We start from the raw sequence: 23,580 nt of genomic DNA on the forward strand, positions 1-23,580 counted from the left end.
GTTTTTGATCTAAACTGGCTTAAAAATTACGCAGACGCCAGCCATTCAGACCTGACCACGGTGAATGGACCGACCTGCCGAAAAGCCAATCGCGACAACACCTGCCTGGGTTACCATCGGCAAAAAGCACCCAACAAGGATAAAAAATGAAGCCCCTCAGCCCCGCAGACCAACTGTTCCTCTGGCTGGAAAAACGCCAGCAGCCCATGCATGTGGGTGGCCTGCAACTGTTCTCATTTCCGGACGACGCGCCGGATGACTATGTCGCGCAACTGGCCGACTCGCTACGCAACCACAGCACCGTGACTCCGCCGTTTGACCGCAGGCTGGACAGCCGGTTCACTCAACCAGTGTGGGTACACGACGAACACCTGGATCTGGAGCACCATTTCCGCTTCGAAGCCCTGCCCACGCCGGGGCGGGTTCGCGAACTGCTGGCGTTTGTGTCGGCGGAGCATTCCCACCTGATGGACCGTGAACGGCCACTGTGGGAGTTCCACCTGATCGAGGGCCTGCGGGATCGCCAGTTCGCGGTCTACACCAAGGTGCATCATGCGCTGTTCGATGGCGTGTCTGCCATGCGCATGGCCCAGCGGATGCTTTCCGGCGACCCGGCACAACGCGACATGCCACCCATCTGGGCATTGCCACCCAGGGCAAAACGGGAAGAGGGAGAAGACGGCAGACCGTCGCTGTGGGGCAGTCTCGGCCATCTTATCGGCGAGTCCGGCAAACAGCTGGGCACGGTGCCTACTGTGGCCCGGGAGTTGTTGAAGACCATCAACCATGCCCGGAAAGACCCGGCGTACAGCTCGGTGTTCCACGCCCCGCGCAGCCTGCTGAACCAGAAAATCACCGGCTCCCGCCGCTTCGCCGCCCAGTCCTACTGCCTGAAACGCATCCGTACTGTGTGTCAGGCCTACGGCGTGACGGTCAACGACGTCGTCATGGCCATGTGCGCCAGCGCCCTGCGCACCTACCTGATGAACTTGGACGCCCTGCCGGCCCAGCCGCTGATTGCCATGGTGCCGGTGTCCCTGCGCCGGGACGACAGCGAGGCGGGCAACCAGGTGGGCATCATCCTGGCCTCCCTCGGCACCCACCTGAGCGACCCGGCCGACCGGCTGATGCATATTCACCAGGATGTGAAGCTGGCCAAGGACCGCTACGCCAGCATGTCACCGGAAGAAATCCTCAACTACACCGCCCTGACGCTGGCGCCCGCTGCGTTCAACCTGCTCACCGGCATGGCGCCGAAATGGCAGACTTTCAATGTGGTGATTTCCAACGTACCGGGCCCGTCAGAGGAGCGCTACTGGAACGGCGCCAGGCTGGAAGGCATGTATCCAGTCTCCATCGCCATGGACCGAATGGCCCTGAACATGACCTTGACCAGCTACTGCGACCAGATCGAGTTCGGCCTGATCGGCTGCCGCCGCACCCTCCCGAGCCTTCAACGGATGCTGGACTATCTGGAAGAAGGCCTGGCGGAGCTGGAGGTGGCCGGGGGCATCAGTTGAACTTCATTTCCTGGTTGCGCTCTGAAATCTGGCCGTTCAGCGTCCAGAAGTCGTACAGCACGCCAACCAGGAACAGCCCGCCGGTCAGCAGGTAGATAATGCCGGTGATCCACTTGCCCATGTACATCCGGTGCAGACCAAACACCCCGGTGAAGGTCAACAGCAGCCAGCCGATGTTGTAGTTGACCTCACCCTCCCGGAATCGCAGATCCGCCTCCCGGTCCATCGCCGGGATCAGGAACAGGTCGATGATCCAGCCGATGAACAGCAAGCCCAAGGTAAAAAACCAGATGGTGCCGGTGATGGGTTTGCCGTAGTAAAAGCGATGGGCCCCGAGGAACCCGAAGATCCAGAGCAGGTAACCGAAGAGTTTGCTATGGGTGTCTGGTCTGGCTTCCATGGTGGTCTCCTTTTGGCTCTGAGCTGGGTTCTGGTTCTGACCTAGCCTAGTAATTTGGAGTGTGGCCGGGGGTTGGAGTATTTTTCCCTTGGGAAAAATACTCCAACCCCCCGTCAAGGACCAAGCTCCGGAGCCGGATCAGGACCGTCCTCGCGGAACTCGCTGGCCGACTTGCCGGTCCACTTGCGGAACGCCCGGCTGAAATTGGACAGGTCCGCATAACCCAGCTCGTAGGCGATCTCGCTCACCGACTGGTTGGTGTACCGCAACAACTGAATGGCGCGGTCTTTCAGTACCAGCTCGACAATTTCCCGGTAGGACGTATCCTTCTCCGCCAGCCGCCGCTTCAACGTCCTTGACGACACGCAGAAACGCTCGGCCATGTCCTCCAGTGAGGGCAGCGGGCCCGGCATCATTCGCAGCATGTTGCGGATCGCCAACGTAATGTCACCCTGGTCCTTCAGCGCCTTCTGTAGCTCGAACTCGCACTGATCACTAGCCATGCGCGAGGCGTCGGCATCCGCCAGCCGCATGCGCACCTCCAGCAGAGCCTTCGGAAACACCATCATTTCCTCGGGCTTGCCGTACTCGAATCGCACCGGCAGCTGAGCGGCATAGCGGGCGTAATATTCCGGTTCTGGTTTGCTCAGGTGCACCGCCACGCCCGGCAGTTTGCCATCGGTGAGGGCAAAGCCCCGTTTTTCGGCGTCTTCGCGGTCCAGCAACTGCTCGGTAAGCAGAATCAGGGTGGCACTCACGGTTTCCGCCAGGAACGGGTACAGCCCCGGCATATTGAACTCAGTACGCAGTTGCACCAGTACGTTTTCCCCCGCTTCGGACTGGCTCATGCTCAGAAACGGCGCCCGCAACTGCAGGTAGCGGCGCACGGAGTCCAGGGCGCCGGCAAAGGTCGGGCTGGTCAGGGCGGCGAAGCCGAGGGTACCGTGGATGGTTACCCGCAGCTCCCGTGCCAGCGCGAAGCTGAGGCCATCCTTGCCAGCCAAATCGAGTGCCCGCTGGGCCATCAGGATGGCGTCGGTCACGAACACCCGGCTGTCGTTGGCCTTGAGATCCTGAAGCGTGAAGCTCAAACCCTCATACAGAACCCGATCATTGTGGCCCAATTGCCTTACGGTTTCGGCCAGAACCCGCATGTACACGCCAGGCACCAGGAAAAACCCCAGCATTTGCCGTTCTTTGTCCGGGCCGGTGGTTGCCATAGCTTGTCCTTGTGGGTATGAGGGTGAAAAACACGCACCTTATTTCCCGATGCTAACAGAAGCAGCCGCGGGCAACACTGGGACTGGGTACACCTGTAATGGCGTCATCATAGTCAATGGGATCGGCCTCGGTCTGTCCCAACCTGAACGATGGCCGTCCCGTTCGCGCCTTCTCTTAAAGCGTTGACTTACCCACACTGGATTCATGACATCAGCCAAAGCGTTCAATCGCAGAGGAGTGTAACCATGCTGAGAACAAAAACTGCAGAATCCAAGGCCCCGGTGTCCAATACGCCGGAGAACGTCTCCATCAAGCCTCAGCGCATGGGTTTTGAATTCGGTGAACAGGTGCCGCAGTACTGGCTCAATAACAGCCATCTACTGAGCCACACCATGAATGCGCTGTCGGTACTGTTTCCCCAGGGCGAACAGTTTTTCGTGGATTCGGTGCGCTACTACCGCGACCAGATCTCCGATCCCAAGCTGAAAGCGGAAGTGCGCGGGTTCATTGGTCAGGAGGCCATGCACTCGCTGGAGCATGACACCATGAACCAGCACGTGCGGGATCGCGGCATGCCGGTGGAGGAACTGGAAAAGCAGCTGGAAGTGATTCTCGGTATCACCAAAAAGCTGCCGAAACGCCACCAGCTGGCCATTACCTGCGGCCTGGAGCACCTGACCGCGATGATGGCAGACATGCTGCTGGAGCGCAGCGACGTGCGTGAAGACATGCACGAGAGCATGCGTCCGCTGTGGATGTGGCACGCCATCGAGGAAACCGAGCACAAAGCGGTGACCTACGATGTGTTTCAGGAAGTGGGCGGCACCTACGCCGAGCGCGCGTTCTATCTGGCCTTCAGTACCGCCGCTCTGGGCGTGGTTGCCAGCTATTTCACCACCCGGATGGTGCTGAATGATCGCAGCAACTTCTCACTGAAAGACGCCGCCAAGAGTGTCTGGCGCATGTGGGGTAAAGACGGCACCTTCTCCAGCCTGATCCCCACCTGGCTGGAATACTTCAAACCGGGCTTCCACCCCTGGGATCACGATAACAGCGAACTGATTGCCCGCTTCAAGGAAGAAATCAGCGCGCACATTGCGCCGCAGTATCAGAAGGGAAACCGCCGGACCCTGCAGTAAGCGGTCGGGCCACGCGATTCCGGCCGGCGCTTTTACCGCTGTAAAGGCACCGGTCGGCAACGCGGAACAGGGTTTCGGCCTGCCGGCCATGCTCGGGCCAATGGGCGATGCCGAAAGACGCCGTCACACGAACCTGCGCATCCCCGTAAACCAGCTCCCGATCCGCAATGCGCTGCCGCAGTTCCTCCATCAGTTCGCAGGCGCCGGCTGACTTGACGTCCCGCAGGATCAGGCCGAATTCCTCCCCCCCAAGACGTGCCACGAAATCAGTGCTACGCAACCGCTCCCCCAGGCTCAACGCAATGTCTTTGAGCACCAGGTCGCCGGCATCGTGCCCCAGGGTGTCGTTGACCACTTTGAAGTGATCGATGTCCATAATCACCAGCGCAAAGCCGCCGCCGCTGCGCTCACACTCGGCGATGGTGCGGGTCAGGGTACTCTGAAAGCTGCTGCGATTGGCCAGCCCGGTCAGGAAATCACTCTGAGCCATATCCACCAGCCGTTGTTCGGCTTCCTCGCGCCGGATTTCGTACAGATGGATGAACACCAGCATCAGCGCACCGCAAAGGGTCATGTTGAGCAGGTCGATCATCAGGTAGGCGCTGTCGACCTGGCCCAGATGCAGGTAATAGACCACCCCGCCGGCCAGCACGAAGGGCACGCTGAGCAGGAAGCCCTCACGCTTTCCCAGCAGCAGATAGGCAAGCACCGGCATCATCAGCACCCAGGCGAACGCCGATACGGAGGCGTCGGGAAACAGCATGATGGCCAGAAAAAATGAGAACAGCGCCGTCAGATAGCCATAAATCCACCCCTGCAGGTGCGCGCTATCACGCAAACGAGCAAAGCCGAAAAACAGCAGGGCACTGGCCAACAGTTCGGTGCCGGCCACCCACCAGAAACCGTTCACGGCCTGCAGGCCCGAAAACACCAGCAGGGACGACCCGGTGATCAGGAACAGCAGCCGCATCAGTGAGCGGCGGTGATTATCGCGGAGACCCGAACGGCTTTGCTCCAGAGCCGTTCCCAAGTCGGAATGATGTGTCGTAGTCATGCTGTCTCCTTCCCTGGAACAACAGCAAGTATAGAAGCTTAAATCTGTATGTAAAATATACAGCAGGTTTCACCTCATCGGGAAACCCACTGATGCCGGCGGCCTGGCTCAGACGTAAAGATTCTTGCGGGAGAAACGCTCAACCAGCGGCTGATAGGCTGAGCCCAGCAGTCGGTTGATAGCGTCAATGCCCCAGGCATCCGGGCCTACCAGGATGCGTGACTCGTCTTTCAGGATACCTTTGATAATGATCTCTGCGGCCTTGTCCGGCGTGGTCCTGGCCAGCTTGTCGAAGCCCTTGCGCTGGGCATCGGCGTTTTCAGACTTGCCCATGCGTGCGGCATTGGCGATGTTGGTGCGGATGCCGCCGGGATGGACGCAGCTGACCGCCACCGGCTGGTTTTCCAGGTTCATTTCCTGGCGCAGGGCTTCGGTAAAGCCGCGTACTGCGAACTTGGCCGCGTTGTAGGCGCTTTGCTTGGGCACGCTGATCAGGCCAAACACACTGGAAATGTTCACCACGTGACCGTCACCGGACGCAATCAGATGCGGCAGGAACGCCCGGGTGCCGTGGGCGACGCCCCAGAAATCGATGTCCATGACCCATTTGAAGTCGTCATCGCTCATCTCGCTGACTGAGGCGGACAGGGCCACACCGGCGTTATTGATCACCAGATTGACCTGACCGAAGTCCTTTGCGACCTGCTCGGCGTGGGCATAGATGGCATCGCGATCCGATACATCCAGTTTGTAGGTTTTGACATCGGCACCGCCCAGTTCACTGACGGTTTCCGCCAGGCCGGTCTCATTGACGTCAGACAATGCCAGCCGGCAGCCGCGGGCTGCCAGGGATTTTGCCAGCGAACGGCCAATACCAGAGCCCGCGCCGGTTACCACCGCAACCTTGTTGTTCAGATCTTTCATGGCCATTGCCTCTTATCGGTTTTGTTTGGGGAGATGTCTATACTCGACACTCTAGCACCTGACGGTTTTCTGGCCATGGCATCAGAGGTTCGTCACAGCGGGCACTCAGGCCAACCCGAACCGGCGTGCTACAATCGGTCCTTCAATTTCAACCTTTCTCTGACGGACACTGCTTGTATGGAATGGAGTCTCACGCATTTCTGGCTGATCCTGGCTCTGGCTCTGAGCCTCGCGGAGCTGACCTCCGGCGTGCTGGCACTGCTGGCATTGGGCGTGGCTGCCGCGCTGACGGCCCTGCTGGCGTTTCTCGGCATTCCGTTTGAATGGCAACTGGTCGCCATGGGTGTGTTCTCGGGCATCCTGGTACCGGTGGCCATTCGCTGGATCCGCCCGCGCTTCTCACCCAAAGGGGTAGCCTACGGCACCACCGGCACCGGCGTGGAACAGGGCCGCCGTTATCAATGCGAACGGCGTGACTTCGACGGCGCCGTAGGCATCAAGATCAACGGCGACTTCTACCGTATTCGCACCAGTGACGGGTTCAGCGCCGAGCTGGCCGCCGGCACGGACGTCATTTTCGAAACCTTCGACGGCACCACCGCCGTCGTTCACAGCGTCAAACCCACGGAGTAACACGTATGGAAGCATTTCTCTCGCCGGGCCTGGTTATCAGTCTCGTTCTGCTGGCTATCGGCATCGCCATCATCGCCAAGGGCCTCGTTATCGTGCGCCAGTCCGAAGTGATGGTAATCGAGCGGCTGGGGTCCTTTAACCGGATTCTGGAAAGCGGCGTCAACATCATCATTCCGTTCATCGAGCGCCCGCGCGCCATCACCATGACCCGCTATGTGCGCATCGGCGACGAATACCATCCCAGCAGCAGCTTTGAAACCCGCATCGACCGCCGCGAGACGGTGATGGACTTTCCCGGTCAGCCGGTGGTGACCACCGACAACGTCACGGTGAACATCAACGGTGCCCTGTATTACCAGATCATCGACCCGCGCCGCGCCGTCTACGAGGTGGCCAACATGAGCCAGGCGGTGGAAGTACTGGCGAAAACCACCCTGCGTTCGGTCGTGGGCAAGATGGAGCTGGACAAGCTGTTCGAATCCCGCAGCGAAGTGAACAACGCGATCCAGGCGGAAATGGAAGAGGCTGCCTCTAAATGGGGGGTCAAACTGACCCGCGTGGAAGTGCAGGACATCAGTATGCCGGAAGAAGTGGAAGAGGCCATGCGCCTGCAGATGGCCGCCGAGCGTAAGCGCCGGGCCACGGTCACCGAAGCCGAGGGCGAGAAGTCCGCCGCCATCGCCATGGCCCAGGGCCAGCGCGAATCCGCGATCCTCAATGCCCAGGGCGACAAAGAATCGGCCATTCTGCGCGCCCAGGGTGAGCAGGAATCCATCCGCCTGGTGCTGAGTGCCATCGGCGAAACCGAACAAAACAAGCAGACCGTTGTCGGCTACCTGCTCGGCCAGAGCTACATTAAGGTTCTGCCGAACATGGCCAAGGATGGCGAGCGGGTGTTCGTGCCCTACGAGTCCTCCGCGCTGCTCGGCTCCATGGGCATGTTCCGGGAACTGGCCGGCAGCCCGGAGGACATTGTCCGCCAGTCGGCGCAACGTGACGGTCTGCGCGGCGGCATGGTGGCATCCGGCGGCGCCTGATCGCTGGTGATCAGACCGGCTCAGCCCAGAAGATTGTCCAGAGGTTGCCGGTAACCGGGGGCAAACACTTCCATGAAGTAGGCAACCTCCGCCAGGCCATCCTGTTCCAGCCGCCGCGCAATCTGCTCGGCGGCCGGTTCGAACTCGGTGTTACCGGCCCGCATCTCGGCTTCGCATTTCAGCAGCGCCGACAACCGGTCCGCCGCCTTGATCAGTTCCTTCTCTTCCGCCGACAGCTGCGACTCCCGCACGTAGGGTGCGAAATCCTCCCGCAGGTCCGCCGGCAATAACGCCAGCAACTCCGCCTCGGCCTTGTGCTCGATATCCCCGAACGCCTCTCGCATCACCCGTGAGTGATACTTCACCGGCGTTGGCAAATCGCCAGTGATCACCTCCGTGGCGTCGTGGTACAACGCCGCTGCAGCAATACGGTCGGCATTGACGGTGCCGCCGAAGTGACGATTGCGGATCAACGCCAGGGCGTGGGCGAGGGTTGCCACCTCCCAGGAATGGGTGGCCACGTTCTCTTCGATGGCGTTGCGCATCAGCCCCCAGCGCTTGATCCAGCGCAACCGGGAAACGTAAGCAAAAAAATGGCTCAGAGTGGGCTGCACAGTAAACGCTCCGTTTTGCATAAGTTTATAATTTGACCCTTTCTGACAGGAATCTCCGGGTGTTAATCTGAACGAACGCTCAGAACTTGGCCACCCGGGACTCTTCCTTGCCGCGAAACAACCGATTCCAACCTGCCTTGCTCGCCCTGCTGTTCTGCGCGGTGGGCTTTACTGTGCCCGTTGCCCGCGCCGAGCTGGAAATCAAGGTGGGAGTCTACAACTTCCCGCCCATTGCCGGTATCGGCTCTGAAAGCGAAGTGGAAGGGCTGCTGGCGGACACCCTGCAGCACCTTGACACTGCCCACCCGGATGTCCGTTTCAAAGTTGTGCACACGTCGCCCATGCGCCGCTATCTGGACTTCACAGCCGGCCTGTACGACGTCATCTTCTTTGAGAGCCCGGCCTGGGGCTGGCACGACTACCCGCATGAAGCCACTATCCCGATTCTGACCGACGAAGAGCTGTATCTGGCGTTGAGAAAACCGGGACGGGACACCGGGTTCTTCGACAACCTCCAGGAACGCAGCATCGTGACCATGTCGGGCTATCATTATGGCTTTGCGGATTTCGAGATCGACAGCGAAAAACTGGAACAGCGCTTCGACATCGAGTTCTCCGACAGCCACCGCCGCAACATCAACCTGATCAAGGCCGACCGGCCCTCCGTTGCCGAGGTGGCGATTGTCAGTCGCTCCTACCTCCAGCAACATCTGGCGCAGCACCCCGAAGACCGGGAACGATTGCTGATTTCCGAGCGACCGGATCAGGTATACCGTCTGGCCATTATTACCCGCGCCGGCGGCCCGGTGAATGCCGCCGATATGATCCGGCTACTTGAACCTCTGGTGCGAAGTGGCCGTTACCGCATACTGGTGGAGAAGTGGGGCCTGCAGCTACCACCGGGGTTTTTCACGGGTTTCCCGTTCCAGCAGAACCTGCCGTGAGAGGCTAACGGGCGTCCAAAGCAAACTGCACCGCCACCAGGCCCTGTTCGTCTGCTCTGGCGTCACGCTGCGGGTCCAGCAAAAACAGCTGGTCCGCCGCCACATCGTACGCTTCAAGCATCTCTTTTTTCAGCCAGGCGCCCCGTGCCGACGCCAGATTTCCGAGGGCTTCCGGCGGTAGTGAGCGCTCCCCGGCAAGAAACGCCTCCCGCGCCTCAGCCCAGTCGGTTTCAGACAGGGCTCCGCCCTGCTGCCGGGTCAGCCGCTGGCGTAACAACGCCAGGCCATCAGCTTGCGGTGCCACACCACCACGAATATTGAGCAACAGCGCCGGTCGCTCGGTCAGAGCGTCCGCCAGGGCATCCAGTTTGACCCGGTCGCCCTCGGCCAGCTCGGCAGTGCCTGCCACAAACCGCACTTCGCTGAGCTGATCACCGGACAGTCCCGCCAGCTGGGCAACCGAGCCCAACACACTGAAAGGAGAGGCAGCGGCCTTGCTGAGAAGGTTCACAAAAGCCCGCATGACGACATTACCAACGCTGAAATCCGGGTCCTGAAGATCACCGCTGATCGGCAGATCAATTTCGATCATCCCCTTGCGATCCCGCAATAATGCCAGGCCCAGTTTGACTGGCGCACCAGTGGCCTGATCACTGACTACCGGCTGGCCCAGTTCCAGTCGATCCATGATGATCAGGTTGCTGGCCTCAATCCGGCTGCCGGAAATCTCGTAGTTCACATCGAGATCCAGCTTGCCACTGTTGACCCCGTAACCAAGGTAACGCCCGAAATACGGTGACAAATTCGGCAGCGACGCACCTTTCATTCCCACGGTCAACGTGCTGATGTCGTCCGTGCCCAGGGTCCCGAGGGAGCCATCAAAGGTCAGTTCGGAGCTGCCGTTCACCAATCCGCGGACGACAATGTCCCCCTGCTGGGGGGACACATTGGCAATACCGCTAACACTGCCATTGAGCGCCTGCAGAGTGGTGGAGAAGGCCGGCTCGAGGGACCGGTCGGTGTAGGAAACCTCTCCGCGCTCCAGCAGCAATTGATCTATTCGGAAGATGAAGTCCGGCTCGCCACCGGCGTCGTCGCCGGATGTTTCGCTGTCGTCGTTATCCGATGCCCGGATGATGCGCTCGAGGTTGTGCAGACCGTCGCTCTCCCGCACCACGTTGACCGAGGGCTCGGTGAGCGTAACAGTGCCGATTTCCAGGCGCGCGGGGTAGACGTTGTACTCGATGGGTGCCAGTCGCAGGCTCTGCCACGACACCAGTTCATCCGACGCCTCCGGCAGCCGCATGTTGAGCCCGGTCAACTCACCGGTGCCGCTGAAGGTGCCGGTGAGGGGATCTTTCTGACCGTCGAGATCCAGATTGCCGTCCAGCCCCAGCAGGCCGCTGGCAATCTCGATGTTCGCGGCTTGGCGGACATAGGGCTGGAAGGCAGCAATCGCCACGTCTGTGCCGGAAATCGCCGCCTCAAGAGTGAAAGGTGACGGAGTGACCTGCCCATCCAGCGACAACCGCCCGCCACTGGCCAGAGTGCCCTGTACCCGGTAACTCACCGGCTCCGCCAGCTCATGGCTGAGGGTGCCGGTGGACAACGACAGCTGCTCGAGGGCGATCTCGGCGGCAGATTCCGGCTGCCGGTCCTGCCACAGCACCCGGCTGCCGGTCAACGAGATACCGGCCAGGGACCAGCGGAGCGGGGCTTCGGATTCGGCCGCCGCCTCTCCGTCGCCAGTGTCGCTGTTGCCGTCGGCGGATGCCAACGGGGCAAGCCAGTCGATCTGACCGTTCTCATCCCGCGCCAGGGCCAGATCGAGATTTTCCAGGGACACCTGACCCACGTTGATTTCCCGACCCGTGAGGTCAAAGCGGATGGCATCCACCGCCAGTTTGCCGGCACTCAGCCGCGCTTGCTCACTGTCCTCGTCCAGGGCAATAGCCAGATCTTCGAGGGCAAACTCGCCATTGGTGGTTTCCAGGTAGAAGGTGTCGCCGGCCTGGACGACGTAGTCAGAGCTCACGGTGACACTGCCGCCGCGCAGATCATACGGCAGGTAAGGGGCCAGGAAATGCGCCAGCGTATCGTAGCCCACGGATGACAGCCGCAGAGATCCCCGGGAGTAGAACGGGGCCACACTGAGATCACCCTCCCACTCAATGGTCTGGCTACCCAACGCCGCCATCAGGGAATAGTCGCTGCCCTGATCCTCACGGGGCCAGGTGGCAAAATCGTTGAGTGTCAGGTCCAGGGGTTCAATGCGGAACTCCGCCATTTCCTGCTGACTGAAATCGCGGAACAGCATCTCACCACCATTGACCAAGATCTGCCCGAAATACAGCGGCAGTGGCTCGCTGGCTTCGTCGTCCCCGGCCGGTGGCTCGGTGACCTCGCCGGGATTGGCGCTCTGCCAGTCTCTGGCAAAGTTGACGCCGTAGTCCTCCAGTAAGTCAACGCGGATGAACGGCTCGTCCAGCTGAATCTCCTCGAACCCGACAATGCCCCGCACCAGCTGGAAGAAATTCAGATCCAGCCGCAGCCGTTCAAACGCCACCACCGGCTCACCGCCGCTGTCCACCGCTTCCAGTCCCGTGGCCTCGACACTCAACGCAAACGGGTTGGCACGGATGTCGGCCACCGCCGCCTGCCACCCCATGCGCTGATCCAGCTGCTCCGGCAGCGACTTTTCCAGCCACCAGGGAAGAAGCAGAAAGCCTGCCAGGGTGTACAGCACAAAAAGAACCAGGACCCCGATCAACAGATTTCTGGGGGTGCGACTGCGTTGACGGCTCTGAGCCACGGACTTCTCCTCATAGACGGCGGAATTCCCGGGCAATCTTACCCGCGTGCCTGTTTACAAGGATAGTCGGCCCGACACCCGTTTGTCAGCAGCGGCAGTCCGTTCACCGTGATCGCGACAGCCGGCGCTGAACCCGATATCCTCATGATTCGTATTTTTGGTGCTACCAACACGCGACAGAGGAAACACTATGGACATCGGCGATATGCGTCGTGATTTCGAGAGCGAAGGCCTGGATCGCGATGCCCTGGATGACAACCCGATCCGGCAGTTTCAGAGCTGGTTCGAGCATGCTCGTGAGGCCGGTATTCTGGAACCCAACGCCCTGTCGCTGGCCACCGCCGGGCACGATGCCATGCCTGACCTGCGCACGGTTCTGCTGAAGTATTTCGACGAGCAGGGCTTCGTGTTCTACACCAATTATGGCAGCCGCAAGGCCGCGGAACTGGCGCAGAATCCGCAGGCGGCGCTGCTGTTTCCCTGGATTGCCCTGAACCGGCAGGTACGGATTCAGGGCGCCGTGGAACGAGTCAGCAAAGCCGAATCCCTACGTTATTTCGCGTCACGGCCCCGGGGCAGTCAAATTGGCGCCTGGGTCTCGGAGCAGAGCAAGGTGATCACCTCCCGCGGGCTGCTCGAGCAAAAAGTGGCGGAAATCAAAGAGAAATTCGGCAACGGAGACGTACCCCTACCAAGTTTCTGGGGTGGCTACCGGGTGGTGCCCCAGCGCATCGAATTCTGGCAGGGCCGTCCCAGCCGTCTCCACGACCGCTTCGAATACGTAAGGGAAGGCGATGGCTGGCACATCCAGCGACTGCAGCCCTGACAACCGCCCGGACGGTGCGCCATCGATCTGGCTGTGCCGTGAACCGGAAGCACCGGATCTGCCCAGCCCGGCCTGGCTTACCGACTATGAGCGGGCAACCGTGGCAAAGTTCTCCGGCCCGAGGCGGCGGGAGTACCTGAGCAGCCGTTGGCTGCTACGACAGGCCATCGCCAGCAGTGCCCATTGCCCGCCCGCGGGCTGCGCGCCGGTGGCCGGACGGCCGACAGCGTCGGCAACTCCCGCCGGCTGGCATCTGTCTCTCAGCCACAGTCAGCGGCTGTCCGCCTGCGCAGTGAGTGGCCGCGCCGGTATCGGACTGGATATCGAACCCCTCAACCGTCATCCCCAGTGGCAGAAAGTGGTGCGGCGCTGGTTTACCCCAGCCGAACAACGCTGGCTGCTCGCCAACGACAGCCATGAGGACTTCCTGCGGGTCTGGACCCTGAAAGAAGCGTGGCTGAAAGCCACCGGCCGGGGCATTGCCGGCAACCTTCAGACGCTGGAAGTGGGCTCCGATTTTCACCTGTCCGGGGATCGCGATGAGCCCGGTTGGCAGGCGGCCAGTGGCACTGTGGCGGGCTTCCTGGTCACTCTGGTCTACTGCGATGAGCGATTTTCCCGGCCTGGCGGGCGGCTGCTGGCAGAGGTGCCAACAAACCTTGACCTGACTGCTCTGTGGCCACAGGCTGAGCCCCTGATCATGAACTGGCATCAGCCGGTGACGCCACGCATCCGCCCTTGCGAGGAATCCTGATGGACGACAACAGACGCTGCCCCTGGTGCGGCACGGATCCCCTCTACGTTCACTACCACGATACCGTGTGGGGGCGCCCGGAGTACGACGAACTCGCGCTGTTTGAAAAGCTTTGCCTGGATGGACAGCAGGCCGGTCTGAGCTGGATCACCATACTGCGCAAACAGGACAGCTACCGGCAGGCCTACGACGATTTTGATCCACAACGGATCGCCCGCTATGACGACCAGAAGATCGAGGAACTGCTCGCCAACCCCGGCATCATCCGAAATCGCCTCAAGGTGCACTCGATCATTCGCAACGCCCGCAGTTTTCTTCAGATGAAGGAGCAGGGCGCGGATTTCAGCGAATTCCTCTGGTCCTTTGTAGGTGGCAAACCGCTCCAGAACCGCTGGCATAGCTTTTCCGACGTTCCGGTAACCACAGCCGAGGCGGAGGCCATGTCACGGGCGCTCAAGAACGCCGGCTTCAATTTTGTCGGCCCAACCATTGTGTACGCCTTCATGCAGGCCACCGGCATGGTGAACGATCACCTGGTGGACTGCCCCCAGCATGAAGTCTGCCGGGAACTGGGTAATTGATCCTATTACCACTGGCGGTCGTAAATTCCCCGGTACCATTTCACCTCTGGAGCACCACGGTGAGAATAACCTTCGATCAACTCAACAACAGCAATCATCACACTATTGATCTGCTGGAGATTATTTCTATCGAGGGCCAACAGTACATGGCCCGCCTCAGGATCGGGGACCAGCTGCTTATCCTCTCTGACAAGAACGGTAAAACGCGGCTGTTTCGCAGCAGCTGGCAGATTCAGGACGCCCTGGGTGCCTTCAGCATAGCCAGAACCGATGTGGTTCACCCGTCGGCCTACCATGAAATGGTGGGTATGGAGCCCGCTGGCATCGAGCCTATGAGAATCCGGGTACAGGGGCGAGGATCGTGATCGCTGTTGCACGACTGGCGATTCTGGTTGGCGTTCTCGGACTGATCCCGTTTCTGGCGAGTATCCTCAGTCTGTTCCTCATGCCGGCCTACAGCGTGACGGTGATCGGTTGGTTCTACCTCTACAGTGCCGGCATTCTTGCCTTTATGGCCGGTGTTTACTGGCCCATCGCCATGCAGCTGGAAAACCGCTGCTACCCGTTATCGCCGCTGGTTACCATGGTGCTTAGCCAGGTGTTTTTCGTCGCTGCGGGGGTGGGGCTGTTGCTGGCCGTGCGCTGGCAAATCGGCATTTACACCGTCGCCTATCTGGCGCTGTATATTGTCGACGCTCGCTGGATGAAGGGTTACTGGCCAGCCTGGTATCTAAGGCTCAGGCTGGCACTGACGTCCGTGGTGTTGGCATGTCAGGTGATTGCGGGCGCCTGGTTTATCATGGCGCACTGAATCACCCCGTTCACATTCCTTCCATACGCTTCATTTCGTCCACACCGAGGGTGGCCTGCAATTTGCGAATGGCTCCCTTCTCGATCTGACGCACCCGCTCCCGGCTGATACCCAGGTCATCGGAGATGATCTGCAGCGTCTCCGGTTCCGGCAGGCCCAGACCGAATCGCCGTGACAGCACAGCCTTCTCGCGATCCGACAACTTGCCGAGAATGTCCGACAGGTATTTCTTGCGATCACGCTGCACCATCGAGTGATCCGGAGCCATCTGCTCATCGCCACTCAGACTGTCACCGAGGGTAATTCCAGCGCTTTCCGAAACCGGCGCATCCACAGACACCTCACGGTTCGCCAACGCTCTGAGCTCACCGATACGGGACGGTGAGGCCTCCATTTCCCGGGCCAGCTCGCTTTGCAGGGGCGCGCGGCCGAGGCTCTGATGCAGGCGCATGGACACCTTGCGCAACTGACGGATCTCATCCACGACGTTTTCCGGCGTGTGAACCAGCCGTGAGCCCCGCTGCAGGCAGCGTTTTACCTCTTCGCTGATCCACCAGTAGGCGTAGGTGGAAAAGCGGAAGCCTTTGGTAGGATCAAAGCGTTCCACCGCCTTGATCAGACCCACGTTGGCGTCCTGAATCAGATCCGCCATGGGAATGCCGTGATGGCCATACCGACGCGCAATGTGCACTGCCAGACGCAGGTTGCTTTCCACCAGTTTGCTGCGGCAGGCACGGGCCAGATGGTAGGCACGCCGACACCGGGTGGTGAACGCACACGCATCGCCCAGGCTGCCAACGATTTCGCGGTAGGTTTGCGGAGTCTCCCCCGGCAACGCCAGTTCCCGGGCGATGACCTGATAGCAGCGGGTGAGCTGGCGAACCAGTCGACGCTCGCCTTTGTCGCCCAGCAGTTCGTAACGGGACGCATCCCTGAAGTACAGCCCAACCAGGGAATCCGTTTCACCGGTCGAGCTCATGGTCGGAGACGGTCCCAGCCTCTCGGATTTACTCATGGCTTTGGTACCGATTATGAATGTACTAGAGATACGATCAGGGTCAGGGCGTGGATTCCCCACCGGGGTGCGCCGGGTGGGCGATAGGGACAACTACGTAGGGGTCGGTGGCAGGACAACGACGGATGCCCCGACCAACCTGACGGTTGGGTGCGGGGCCATCCGCGGTCGCGGGTCAGGCCGCGACGATGGCGTATTCGTGATTGTGGGGTTCAATAAGCACACCGTGCAGCGCCACGATGGCTTTCTCGTAATCGTCTTCGTCCACCACAAACTGAATATCCACCTGGCGCATGCACTGGTGCAACGCCAGAATGCTGATTTCCCCGTCGGCCAGCGATTTAACGGAACGGGCGAGGATGCCCGGCACTTTCATATCACTGCCGATGGCCGACACCACCGCTACCTTGCGGGTGTTGATTTCGGCGTTGGGGAACTCTTCTTTCAGCGCCTTGACCACCCGCTTGACGTGCTTCAGGGTGCTGCCCACGTAGTGGGTGATGGTGTTGGCGTTGGTGTCCTTGGACATGAACCGCACCTTGAAGCGGCTCAGCACGTCCAGGATGCGGCGATCGGAACCGGGTTCGCCCTGCATGTCCTGATCGAACACTTCCACCGCAAACACGCCCTTGGCGCCAGCAATGATTTCCACCTGGGCCTTCTCACTGACGTAATCGCCGGTGATCAGGGTACCGGTGTGCTCCGGCTCGAAGGTGTTCATCACCCGCAGCGGAATCTCGTTCTGGCGCAGACCCTTGCCAGCACGGGGGTGAATCGCCTCCATGCCGAGGTTGGCCAGCTGATCGGCCACGTCGTAATTGGTACGCCCCAGAGGCACCACCTTCTCGGCCCCGACAATGTTGGGGTCGGCGGAACTGAGGTGGTATTCCTTATGGATGATCGCTTCACGAGCTTCGGTGATCACCGCCACCCGGCTAAAGGTCATCTCACTGTAGCCCCGGTCAAAGGTCCGCATCAGACCTTCCCTGCACTGGGCGTAGCCGGTAACAATCGGCAGCTCACGGGACAGGTCAACTGCATCAAATGTCTGCTTCAGCTTCTCATCCAGCGGCAGCAGCTCGTTGTCGCGCCAGCCGGTGAGATCCACGAAACGGGCATTGATGCCCTCTTGCTGGAGTTTCAGTGCAGTGTTGAAGGCGCTATGAGCCTCGCCGATGCCGGCCAGCATTTCCCGCACCGTCAGCAGATGCTCCTCCAGCTGGAACTGGCCGTAGGAACAGAGGCGCTGCAGATCAATCAGGCAGCCCCGCACCCCCTCGATGCGATCGGTGATGAACTGGTCCGCCTGCTGTTTCAGCATCGGATCCTCGAACAGCTCGCCGTTCAGATCGGTGAGGAACTTCACCAGTTTGGTGAGATCATCGCCCCAGGCCCAGTCGGACTCGGCGTCGGCAAACAGGGCGTAAACGCCGGGCTCGCCGGTTTTCTTGTGTTCCAGCAACTCGTTGGTTACGCCCGCGTAGGCAGACACCACGAAAATGCGCTGGTACAGGTCGTCTTTGCTGCGGGCACCGATGATGATGTTGTCACGGACCGCCTCGTAATTGCTCATCGAGGTGCCGCCAATCTTCTCTACGGTATGTAAGTGCGTCGTCATAGTATTGTCTTCGCTGTCCTGCAGAATGAATGTCCAGATGGAGGTGGCGCCTTACGACGCCTCGCTGATCCCTTCCTGCATGATCTCGTCCACACTTCTGGCCAGCAGCGCGGCACCCTTTCTCAGGTCGTCTTCGCTGGTGGTCAGCGGCATCAGACACTTGATGACTTCATCGTTGGGGCCACTGGTCTCGATAATCAGACCGTGCTCGAAGGCCCGCTTGGTGATCGCGCCGGTGATGTCCGCGTGTGTGGCTTCGATACCACGCATCAAACCGCGTCCCTTCATTTTGAACTCACCGGGGTACATGTCGCAAATCGCCTGCAGTGCATCACCCAGAATCCTGGTCTTCGCCTTCACTTCGTTTGCGAAGGCATCGTCGCGCCAATAGGTTTCAACCGCACTGCGGGCGGTGATGAAGGCCATGTTGTTGCCACGGAAGGTACCGTTGTGCTCGCCCGGATCCCATACGTCCAGCTCCGGCTTGAACAGTACCAGTGCCATCGGCAGGCCGTAGCCACTGAGGGACTTGGACACCGTCACAATGTCCGGCTTGATGCCGGCAAACTCGAAGCTGAAGAACTCGCCGGTACGGCCATTACCCGCCTGGATGTCGTCCAGAATCAGCAGAATGTCGTGCTTCTTGCACAGCTCTGACAAGCCTTTCAGCCACTCGGCACGGCAGGCGTTGAGACCACCCTCGCCCTGCACCGCCTCGACAATTACGGCTGCGGGCAGCTCGAAACCGGAGGAACCGTCGTTCAGCAGCTTGTCCATGATGGCCAGGCTGTCGACGTCGTCGCCCAGGTAACCGTCGTAGAACATGAAATCAACATTGCCCAGCGGCGTGCCCACACCACCACGGTGGTGTTTGTTGCCGGTCGCCGCCACGGCGCCCATGGTGACCCCGTGGAAACCGTTGGTGAACGAGATGATGCCGTTACGGCCCTTGACCTTGCGCGCCAGCTTCATGGCCGCTTCCACGCAGTTGGTACCGGTGGGGCCGGTGAACTGCATTTTGTAGTTCAGGCCGCGGGGATCCAGAATGTACTTCTTATAGGACTCAATGAAGTCGTGCTTGGCCGTGGTGAACATATCCAGGCCCTGGCTCACGCCATCGGCTTCGATGTATTCGAGCAGCGCCTGCTTCAGGATGTCGTTATTGTGGCCGTAGTTCAGGGAGCCGGCACCGGCGAGAAAGTCCAGGTATTCCTTGCCGTCTTCGGTGTACAGATGCGCATTCTTGGCGCGATTGAAAATCACCGGAAAAGCGCGGGAATAAACGCGTACTTCAGATTCGGTCGACTTGAAAAGTTCCATTGTCTTGCCTCTTAGCATGTCAGGTTCGAGGTGTCTGTGGGCAGCCCGTCGGGTACAGTCGCGATCAGCCAGCCACACATTCGTCAGAGCCGTGGCGACAGACCTGCCTCAGTGGTCTGCCGGCTCATCCAGAAAGCGGTCAGTAATGCCTGCGTCGTTGACAGACGCTCAGGCTGGCTTGGTGAAAGGCCCGATGCGCAGCAGGAACTCGGAATCGTGCTTGCCGCCGAAGTGGGTCTCTTTCTCAAAATGCTCGTGATAGGTGAGCTCGGCCCCCAGGTCACGCGCGAACGAACGGAACAGCGCCCAGGAGGCTTCGTTGTCCTCGGTGATGGTGGTTTCCAGGTGCGTTACACGTTTGCACGCATCGCGGCCCACAATCTCTTTCAGCATCCGCTTGGCCAGGCCCTGTCCACGACCTTTTTCATGAACTGCCACTTGCCACACGAATACGGTGTCGGGCTGTTGGGGAGGGATGTATCCGGAGATAAAGCCGACCAGATCGCCGTCCTTCTCCGCGGCCACGCCGGTGTCGGCAAAGTGGCTGCACTGCAGCAGGTTGCAGTAAATCGAGTTGGGGTCCAGCGGAGGGCATTCCGCCACCAATCGATGGAGCCTGTAGCCATCATCCTTGACCGGTGTACGGAGGGTGATGGCGGTGGTATTCGATCCTTCTGATGTCATAGCGTGATGGTTTCGCGTCAAAAAGTTAGGGCTAAATTATATAGACCACAAAATATATTTCAAGTTGGGGCCGCTGGGTGCACGCCACAGACGCCCGACCCGTTGTTTAAGAATAGCCTCTATTAAAGCAACCGCCAGTGACAAAACGGTTAAGGAAGCGCCGGGAAAACAATGCGCTCCGGCATCAGCGAAGTCCCTCTGACCAGACGATCGCGGTAGGAGATGGCGGCCGCTGAACCCGGCGACCACAGTTGGTCAAATGCTTGTAACCAGGCTTGCAACGGGTACGCCACCGGCAGCAGCGTGACATTAAGACCGTGACTCTCAATACCGGCCACAGGCTCAGCCACGGGGCTTGTAAATCCAATGCGGGTAATCAGTCCACGGGGGTCGGACACCAGGTTGCCCATACCCGCCGCACCGTTATTGGCCACCGCGCAGGAACGACCGTCCACCGTTCCTTTCCAGAGAACCGGCAGACAGGTATGAGTGGAAACAATCAGATCCACACCGCTGGCGCGGAACCAGTCTGCCAGCCGGGCTTCGTTGCCCGCGGCGAAAGATTCGTAGGCAAGCCCCCAGCCCGCCAGAGACTCCGGATCGCCGTGAAGCACCAAAACCTTTAGGCCTCCAAATATAAGACACCGATAACGCGGCAACAGCGACAAGCGCTTGAGAATGTCCGGATGCTCGCCGGCGGTGGCCTGCAACCGCTCCATCATCCGGTTGGAGCGCTCAACCACACCCTGATCAACAAACGCCGGATAGGCGCAACCGCAACCGGCACCCGGACTCGGATTGGCCAGCTCATAGTCCACATTGCCGAGGTTGACGGTGTGGTCCAGCACCCGGTTATTGATGTCACGAAACAGGGCATCGCTGGCATTGAACCAGTTAAAGTCGCCATTGAAGACCAACTTCACACGATGACCCTGCCGCTCCTCGGCAAGGGCCATTTCCTCAATCTCATCCAGGGCATAGGGATTGCCGTAGAGACCGCCGATCACATACAACACATCCTCGGACACCCGCGTCGGGTTCTCCGCTAGCGTGGCCGGATCGTAACGGTATGCCAACGGACAGCTGCGGCCTTCCGTCATGTTGCCCCCTCAGGCCTCGCCGGCGGCCAGCGTGCGGCCGGCCAGTCGCCGCAGCACCAGGGGCAGGAAGAAGCCTGCCGTACAGATCAGAAAACCGTAGGCATTAACGCCCAGCAGCATGGCGTAGGCACCCTCACCAATCGCCCAGCTTGCGGGAATCAGCCCCACCGTCAGCAGCACACCCAGCGACAGGCCGGTCCAGAAGCTCAGATGGAAACTCCAGGGCGACCAGCGGGTGAAACCGTAGAACAGAAACACCGGCGCCAGACCCATGACCATCGTACCGGAGATGGTCGTAGCCTTGAGGATGTCAGTGCCGGCAAACATCGGCAGGTTGCCAAGGAGCGCAAACACGATCATCACCAGCGCACCGACCCGCATACTCGGTAATTTATCCGAGGCCCGGCGGGCCAGCCGGGGCAGATCCACGGCCAGGGATTTCGCGAGCGATGAAAAGGTGGAATCCAGCGTTGAGCCTGCTGAAGTCATCATCACCACGCTCATGAAGAACAGCGCCGCCAGCCCCAATGACTGTCCCACAGCCGCAGGCGCATTGCCCATGGCGTCGATACCGTTCAGACGGGCATGAACACCTACAAGGCTGAATATAAACACCGCCACAAAGCCCAGAAGCCCGGCCACCACAAAGCTCTTGAGCATGGTCTTTTCTTTGTTCACGAAGCCCCGATCGGTGAGCACCGGATCGTGGAAGGGGTAACTGAACAGCTGCAGCAGAGCCACCAGCAGCAGGTCAAAGCCGGCGTTAAGCCTGAATTCGCCGTTGGTCAGTAGCGCGCTGGTGTCGTTGGCGGGAATAATCAGGAACAACACCGCCCCGACGAAAAACACAAACACGAACGCCTGAATGACATCGGTGAAGATCGACGACCGCAGACCACCCTTGAGGCTGTAGGCCAGGGTAAACACGGTGAACAGCATCGCCGCGGAGTAGTATTCCCACTCTCCGGGCAGCCCGAAGTAACCGCCGACAACGGCGGTGTTGCTCCAGACTTCGTTGTACAGCCGGATCAGGATGGCCGCCGCAAACGCCAGACTGGCGAGCCGGCCAAAGCGGGACGTCAGAAAGTCCTGCAGGCTGCGGGCGCCGGTCTGGGTACGGATCAGGTAGATCACATAACCGGCCACGGGGATGGACAGCCAGTAACTGGCATACGCCAATCCGCCAACCACGCCATAGGCGGCACCGAGGTTGGCGGCGTTGGTGACCGACTTGGCGAAAATCCAGCTGATGAAGATACTGGCAGTCAGTGACCACTGACCCACCGGGTTGCCGTTGTCATCCGCGCCTCTGTAGAACGAATTGGCGTTCTTGCTCTTAGGCGACAAGACATACATAACCACGCCGTACACTAACAGGAATCCCCAGAACAGGGAGGCTTCAGTGAAGTTCATTGTTCGTTTCCGGTTCGTTATTTTTTGGTTTGGGGGCAGGCCGGCCAGGGGGGAATGAGTGTCTAAAACGGAGAAGCGTGGCTTCTTTTAATGTTTTGGACACTCATTCCCCCCTGGCCGGCCTCCACCTCTGGAAATAGCCGTCGGTCATCTCACGTCATCCGGGCGCCGAACAACTGGCGCCAAATCGATAACAGGAGAAACACCGGTGATGCCGCAGCATGATGCGTTCCTCCATGCTCTCGGCCAGCGTGCCGCCCAGATCGTACTGGGGATCATCGTCCACCAGGGTGCAGGCATACACCCGCACCTGCTCGCCCTTCTTCACCAGCATGCGCGTGTAGGTGCACATGAAATGAGAACGGGCTTCCCGGGTCGGGTACTTCTCCATGCAGGTTTCGGTGATCTCCGGGCTGCCATCCTCCGAACCCGGCGCCCCGAGGTCGGGAAACGCGGTAAACGACAGATCGTCCGGGATATTCCACTCCCGGAAGATCTCACGGAACGCGGCCTCGACGCGGGACGGTAGTTCATCCGGATCGGTCTGGCGGGCAATGGATACTTTGAAACCCTGCTCGATCAGCCAGTGGATGCCTTCCAGCGCCTGATCGAAGCTGCCTTCGCCACGATCCTTGTCGTGGCGGGCGCGATCCGGGAAATCCAGGCTGACGCGGAAATGAATCGGATAGGGGTTGTCCAGCAGCGGCAGCACCTGGTGGCGGCGTTTCAGCAGCGGTTCGGTGGCATTGGTGAGCACGAAGCAGGGCCGGTGCTGGCTGGCATAATCCAGAATGTTAACGAAATCGCGAATCACGAACGGCTCGCCACCGGTGAAGGAGAACTGCTCCACGCCCATGTCGATGGCTTCGTGAATGAACGGTTTCACGTCACTGAGCTTCATACCCGGGATACGCCCGTCGCCGGGGTGCGAACCTTCGAGGCAGAAGGGGCAGGCCAGGTTGCAGGCAGTGCCGGTGTGGATCCACAACTCTTTCAACTTGTCCGCATCAATGTAGCCCCGCGGGTCGCCGTTGCGAGTGTGGGTCCAGCTGTCGGACGCCCGGGGTTCGAGAACTTCCACGGCCGGAATGCGCTTACTGCGGGGCGGTCGGGTTTCGGTCAGGGGCATGGATGCTCCTCGGAGTTTCAATGGTGTCGGT

General features: G+C 60.1%; 23 protein-coding genes. 10 read left to right on the plus strand and 13 right to left on the minus strand.

Features of this window, described 5'->3' with window-relative positions:
- The first annotated feature begins 146 nt into the window (after nucleotides 1–146).
- Nucleotides 147–1,520 (plus strand): wax ester/triacylglycerol synthase family O-acyltransferase, encoded by a 1,374-nt coding sequence (locus R0125_RS11455; RefSeq protein WP_317238263.1) that lies wholly within the window; start codon nucleotides 147–149, stop codon nucleotides 1,518–1,520.
- Here the strand turns inward: R0125_RS11455 and R0125_RS11460 are convergent.
- Both R0125_RS11460 and R0125_RS11465 read right to left on the minus strand, forming a co-directional pair.
- Entirely contained in the window at nucleotides 1,513–1,920 is a 408-nt protein-coding gene (locus R0125_RS11460) for a TM2 domain-containing protein (RefSeq protein WP_317238264.1), read from the minus strand. The genes R0125_RS11455 and R0125_RS11460 overlap by 8 nt on opposite strands.
- Nucleotides 1,921–2,033: 113 nt before the next feature.
- On the minus strand, nucleotides 2,034–3,140 hold the full coding sequence (locus tag R0125_RS11465; protein ID WP_317238265.1) for a helix-turn-helix domain-containing protein: 1,107 nt from the start codon (nucleotides 3,138–3,140) through the stop codon (nucleotides 2,034–2,036).
- Between the two features lie 246 nt (nucleotides 3,141–3,386).
- On the opposite strand from R0125_RS11465, the gene R0125_RS11470 reads away from it, so the two are divergent.
- Nucleotides 3,387–4,280, plus strand: coding sequence for a metal-dependent hydrolase (locus R0125_RS11470; RefSeq protein ID WP_317238266.1), 894 nt, complete (start codon nucleotides 3,387–3,389; stop codon nucleotides 4,278–4,280).
- Here the strand turns inward: R0125_RS11470 and R0125_RS11475 are convergent.
- Both R0125_RS11475 and R0125_RS11480 read right to left on the minus strand, forming a co-directional pair.
- The gene (locus R0125_RS11475; protein WP_317238267.1) at nucleotides 4,225–5,334 is read right to left on the minus strand and encodes a diguanylate cyclase; all 1,110 of its coding nucleotides are present in this window, start codon (nucleotides 5,332–5,334) and stop codon (nucleotides 4,225–4,227) included. The genes R0125_RS11470 and R0125_RS11475 overlap by 56 nt on opposite strands.
- 108 nt (nucleotides 5,335–5,442) lie before the next feature.
- Entirely contained in the window at nucleotides 5,443–6,258 is an 816-nt protein-coding gene (locus R0125_RS11480) for an SDR family NAD(P)-dependent oxidoreductase (RefSeq protein ID WP_317238268.1), read from the minus strand.
- A 177-nt stretch (nucleotides 6,259–6,435) separates the two neighbouring features.
- Here R0125_RS11480 and R0125_RS11485 point away from each other — a divergent pair, with 177 nt between their 5' ends.
- Nucleotides 6,436–6,891: a nodulation efficiency, NfeD-like protein gene (locus R0125_RS11485; RefSeq protein WP_317238269.1), complete on the plus strand. Its 456-nt coding sequence runs from the start codon at nucleotides 6,436–6,438 to the stop codon at nucleotides 6,889–6,891.
- Between the two features lie 5 nt (nucleotides 6,892–6,896).
- A complete protein-coding gene (locus R0125_RS11490) occupies nucleotides 6,897–7,928 on the plus strand; it encodes an SPFH domain-containing protein (RefSeq protein WP_248184599.1) in 1,032 nt (343 codons plus the stop codon).
- 20 nt (nucleotides 7,929–7,948) lie between these two features.
- Here R0125_RS11490 and yfbR read toward each other — a convergent pair whose 3' ends face one another.
- The gene (yfbR, locus tag R0125_RS11495; RefSeq protein WP_248184597.1) at nucleotides 7,949–8,563 is read right to left on the minus strand and encodes a 5'-deoxynucleotidase; all 615 of its coding nucleotides are present in this window, start codon (nucleotides 8,561–8,563) and stop codon (nucleotides 7,949–7,951) included.
- 86 nt (nucleotides 8,564–8,649) lie between these two features.
- Here yfbR and R0125_RS11500 point away from each other — a divergent pair, with 86 nt between their 5' ends.
- A complete protein-coding gene (locus R0125_RS11500) occupies nucleotides 8,650–9,486 on the plus strand; it encodes an amino acid ABC transporter substrate-binding protein (protein ID WP_317238270.1) in 837 nt (278 codons plus the stop codon).
- A 4-nt stretch (nucleotides 9,487–9,490) separates the two neighbouring features.
- Here the strand turns inward: R0125_RS11500 and R0125_RS11505 are convergent, their stop codons facing one another.
- Nucleotides 9,491–12,298 (minus strand): DUF748 domain-containing protein, encoded by a 2,808-nt coding sequence (locus R0125_RS11505; protein ID WP_317238271.1) that lies wholly within the window; start codon nucleotides 12,296–12,298, stop codon nucleotides 9,491–9,493.
- A 190-nt stretch (nucleotides 12,299–12,488) separates the two neighbouring features.
- Between R0125_RS11505 and pdxH the strand changes: the two genes are divergently transcribed.
- The 5 genes from pdxH to R0125_RS11530 are packed head-to-tail and all read left to right on the plus strand — an operon-like array spanning nucleotide 12,489 to nucleotide 15,270.
- A complete protein-coding gene (pdxH, locus tag R0125_RS11510) occupies nucleotides 12,489–13,124 on the plus strand; it encodes a pyridoxamine 5'-phosphate oxidase (RefSeq protein ID WP_248184591.1) in 636 nt (211 codons plus the stop codon).
- Complete coding sequence (locus R0125_RS11515; protein WP_317238272.1) at nucleotides 13,093–13,878, plus strand: 4'-phosphopantetheinyl transferase family protein; 786 nt, start codon at nucleotides 13,093–13,095, stop codon at nucleotides 13,876–13,878. The genes pdxH and R0125_RS11515 overlap by 32 nt, the downstream gene beginning before the upstream one ends.
- Nucleotides 13,878–14,459: a DNA-3-methyladenine glycosylase I gene (locus R0125_RS11520; protein ID WP_317238273.1), complete on the plus strand. Its 582-nt coding sequence runs from the start codon at nucleotides 13,878–13,880 to the stop codon at nucleotides 14,457–14,459. The genes R0125_RS11515 and R0125_RS11520 overlap by 1 nt, the downstream gene beginning before the upstream one ends.
- A 59-nt stretch (nucleotides 14,460–14,518) precedes the next feature.
- A complete protein-coding gene (locus R0125_RS11525) occupies nucleotides 14,519–14,824 on the plus strand; it encodes a DUF6482 family protein (RefSeq protein WP_317238274.1) in 306 nt (101 codons plus the stop codon).
- Nucleotides 14,821–15,270: a DUF3429 domain-containing protein gene (locus R0125_RS11530; RefSeq protein WP_248184580.1), complete on the plus strand. Its 450-nt coding sequence runs from the start codon at nucleotides 14,821–14,823 to the stop codon at nucleotides 15,268–15,270. Before R0125_RS11525 ends, R0125_RS11530 begins: the two co-directional genes overlap by 4 nt.
- 10 nt (nucleotides 15,271–15,280) lie before the next feature.
- Here the strand turns inward: R0125_RS11530 and R0125_RS11535 are convergent, their stop codons facing one another.
- The 7 genes from R0125_RS11535 to R0125_RS11565 all read right to left on the minus strand — a co-directional run bounded on the left by R0125_RS11535 (nucleotide 15,281) and on the right by R0125_RS11565 (nucleotide 23,549).
- Nucleotides 15,281–16,285 (minus strand): RNA polymerase sigma factor RpoD/SigA, encoded by a 1,005-nt coding sequence (locus R0125_RS11535; RefSeq protein ID WP_317238275.1) that lies wholly within the window; start codon nucleotides 16,283–16,285, stop codon nucleotides 15,281–15,283.
- Between the two features lie 175 nt (nucleotides 16,286–16,460).
- The gene (locus tag R0125_RS11540; protein WP_248184575.1) at nucleotides 16,461–17,903 is read right to left on the minus strand and encodes an aspartate kinase; all 1,443 of its coding nucleotides are present in this window, start codon (nucleotides 17,901–17,903) and stop codon (nucleotides 16,461–16,463) included.
- Nucleotides 17,904–17,954: 51 nt separating this feature from the next.
- Nucleotides 17,955–19,223: a diaminobutyrate--2-oxoglutarate transaminase gene (gene ectB, locus R0125_RS11545; RefSeq protein WP_317238276.1), complete on the minus strand. Its 1,269-nt coding sequence runs from the start codon at nucleotides 19,221–19,223 to the stop codon at nucleotides 17,955–17,957.
- A 168-nt stretch (nucleotides 19,224–19,391) separates the two neighbouring features.
- Nucleotides 19,392–19,907, minus strand: a complete 516-nt coding sequence (gene ectA / locus R0125_RS11550) for a diaminobutyrate acetyltransferase (protein ID WP_317238277.1) — start codon at nucleotides 19,905–19,907, stop codon at nucleotides 19,392–19,394.
- Nucleotides 19,908–20,056: 149 nt separating this feature from the next.
- Nucleotides 20,057–21,007 carry a hypothetical protein gene (locus tag R0125_RS11555; RefSeq protein WP_317238278.1) on the minus strand — a complete coding sequence of 317 codons (951 nt, stop codon included), beginning with the start codon at nucleotides 21,005–21,007 and terminating at the stop codon, nucleotides 20,057–20,059.
- A gap of 9 nt (nucleotides 21,008–21,016) precedes the next feature.
- Nucleotides 21,017–22,420 (minus strand): sodium:solute symporter family transporter, encoded by a 1,404-nt coding sequence (locus R0125_RS11560; protein WP_317238279.1) that lies wholly within the window; start codon nucleotides 22,418–22,420, stop codon nucleotides 21,017–21,019.
- Nucleotides 22,421–22,577: 157 nt separating this feature from the next.
- Complete coding sequence (locus tag R0125_RS11565; RefSeq protein WP_248184564.1) at nucleotides 22,578–23,549, minus strand: radical SAM protein; 972 nt, start codon at nucleotides 23,547–23,549, stop codon at nucleotides 22,578–22,580.
- Between the last annotated feature and the right edge of the window lie 31 nt (nucleotides 23,550–23,580).

Origin of the sequence: Marinobacter sp. M-5 (assembly GCF_032911545.1) — a bacterium.
Classification (GTDB): domain Bacteria; phylum Pseudomonadota; class Gammaproteobacteria; order Pseudomonadales; family Oleiphilaceae; genus Marinobacter; species Marinobacter goseongensis.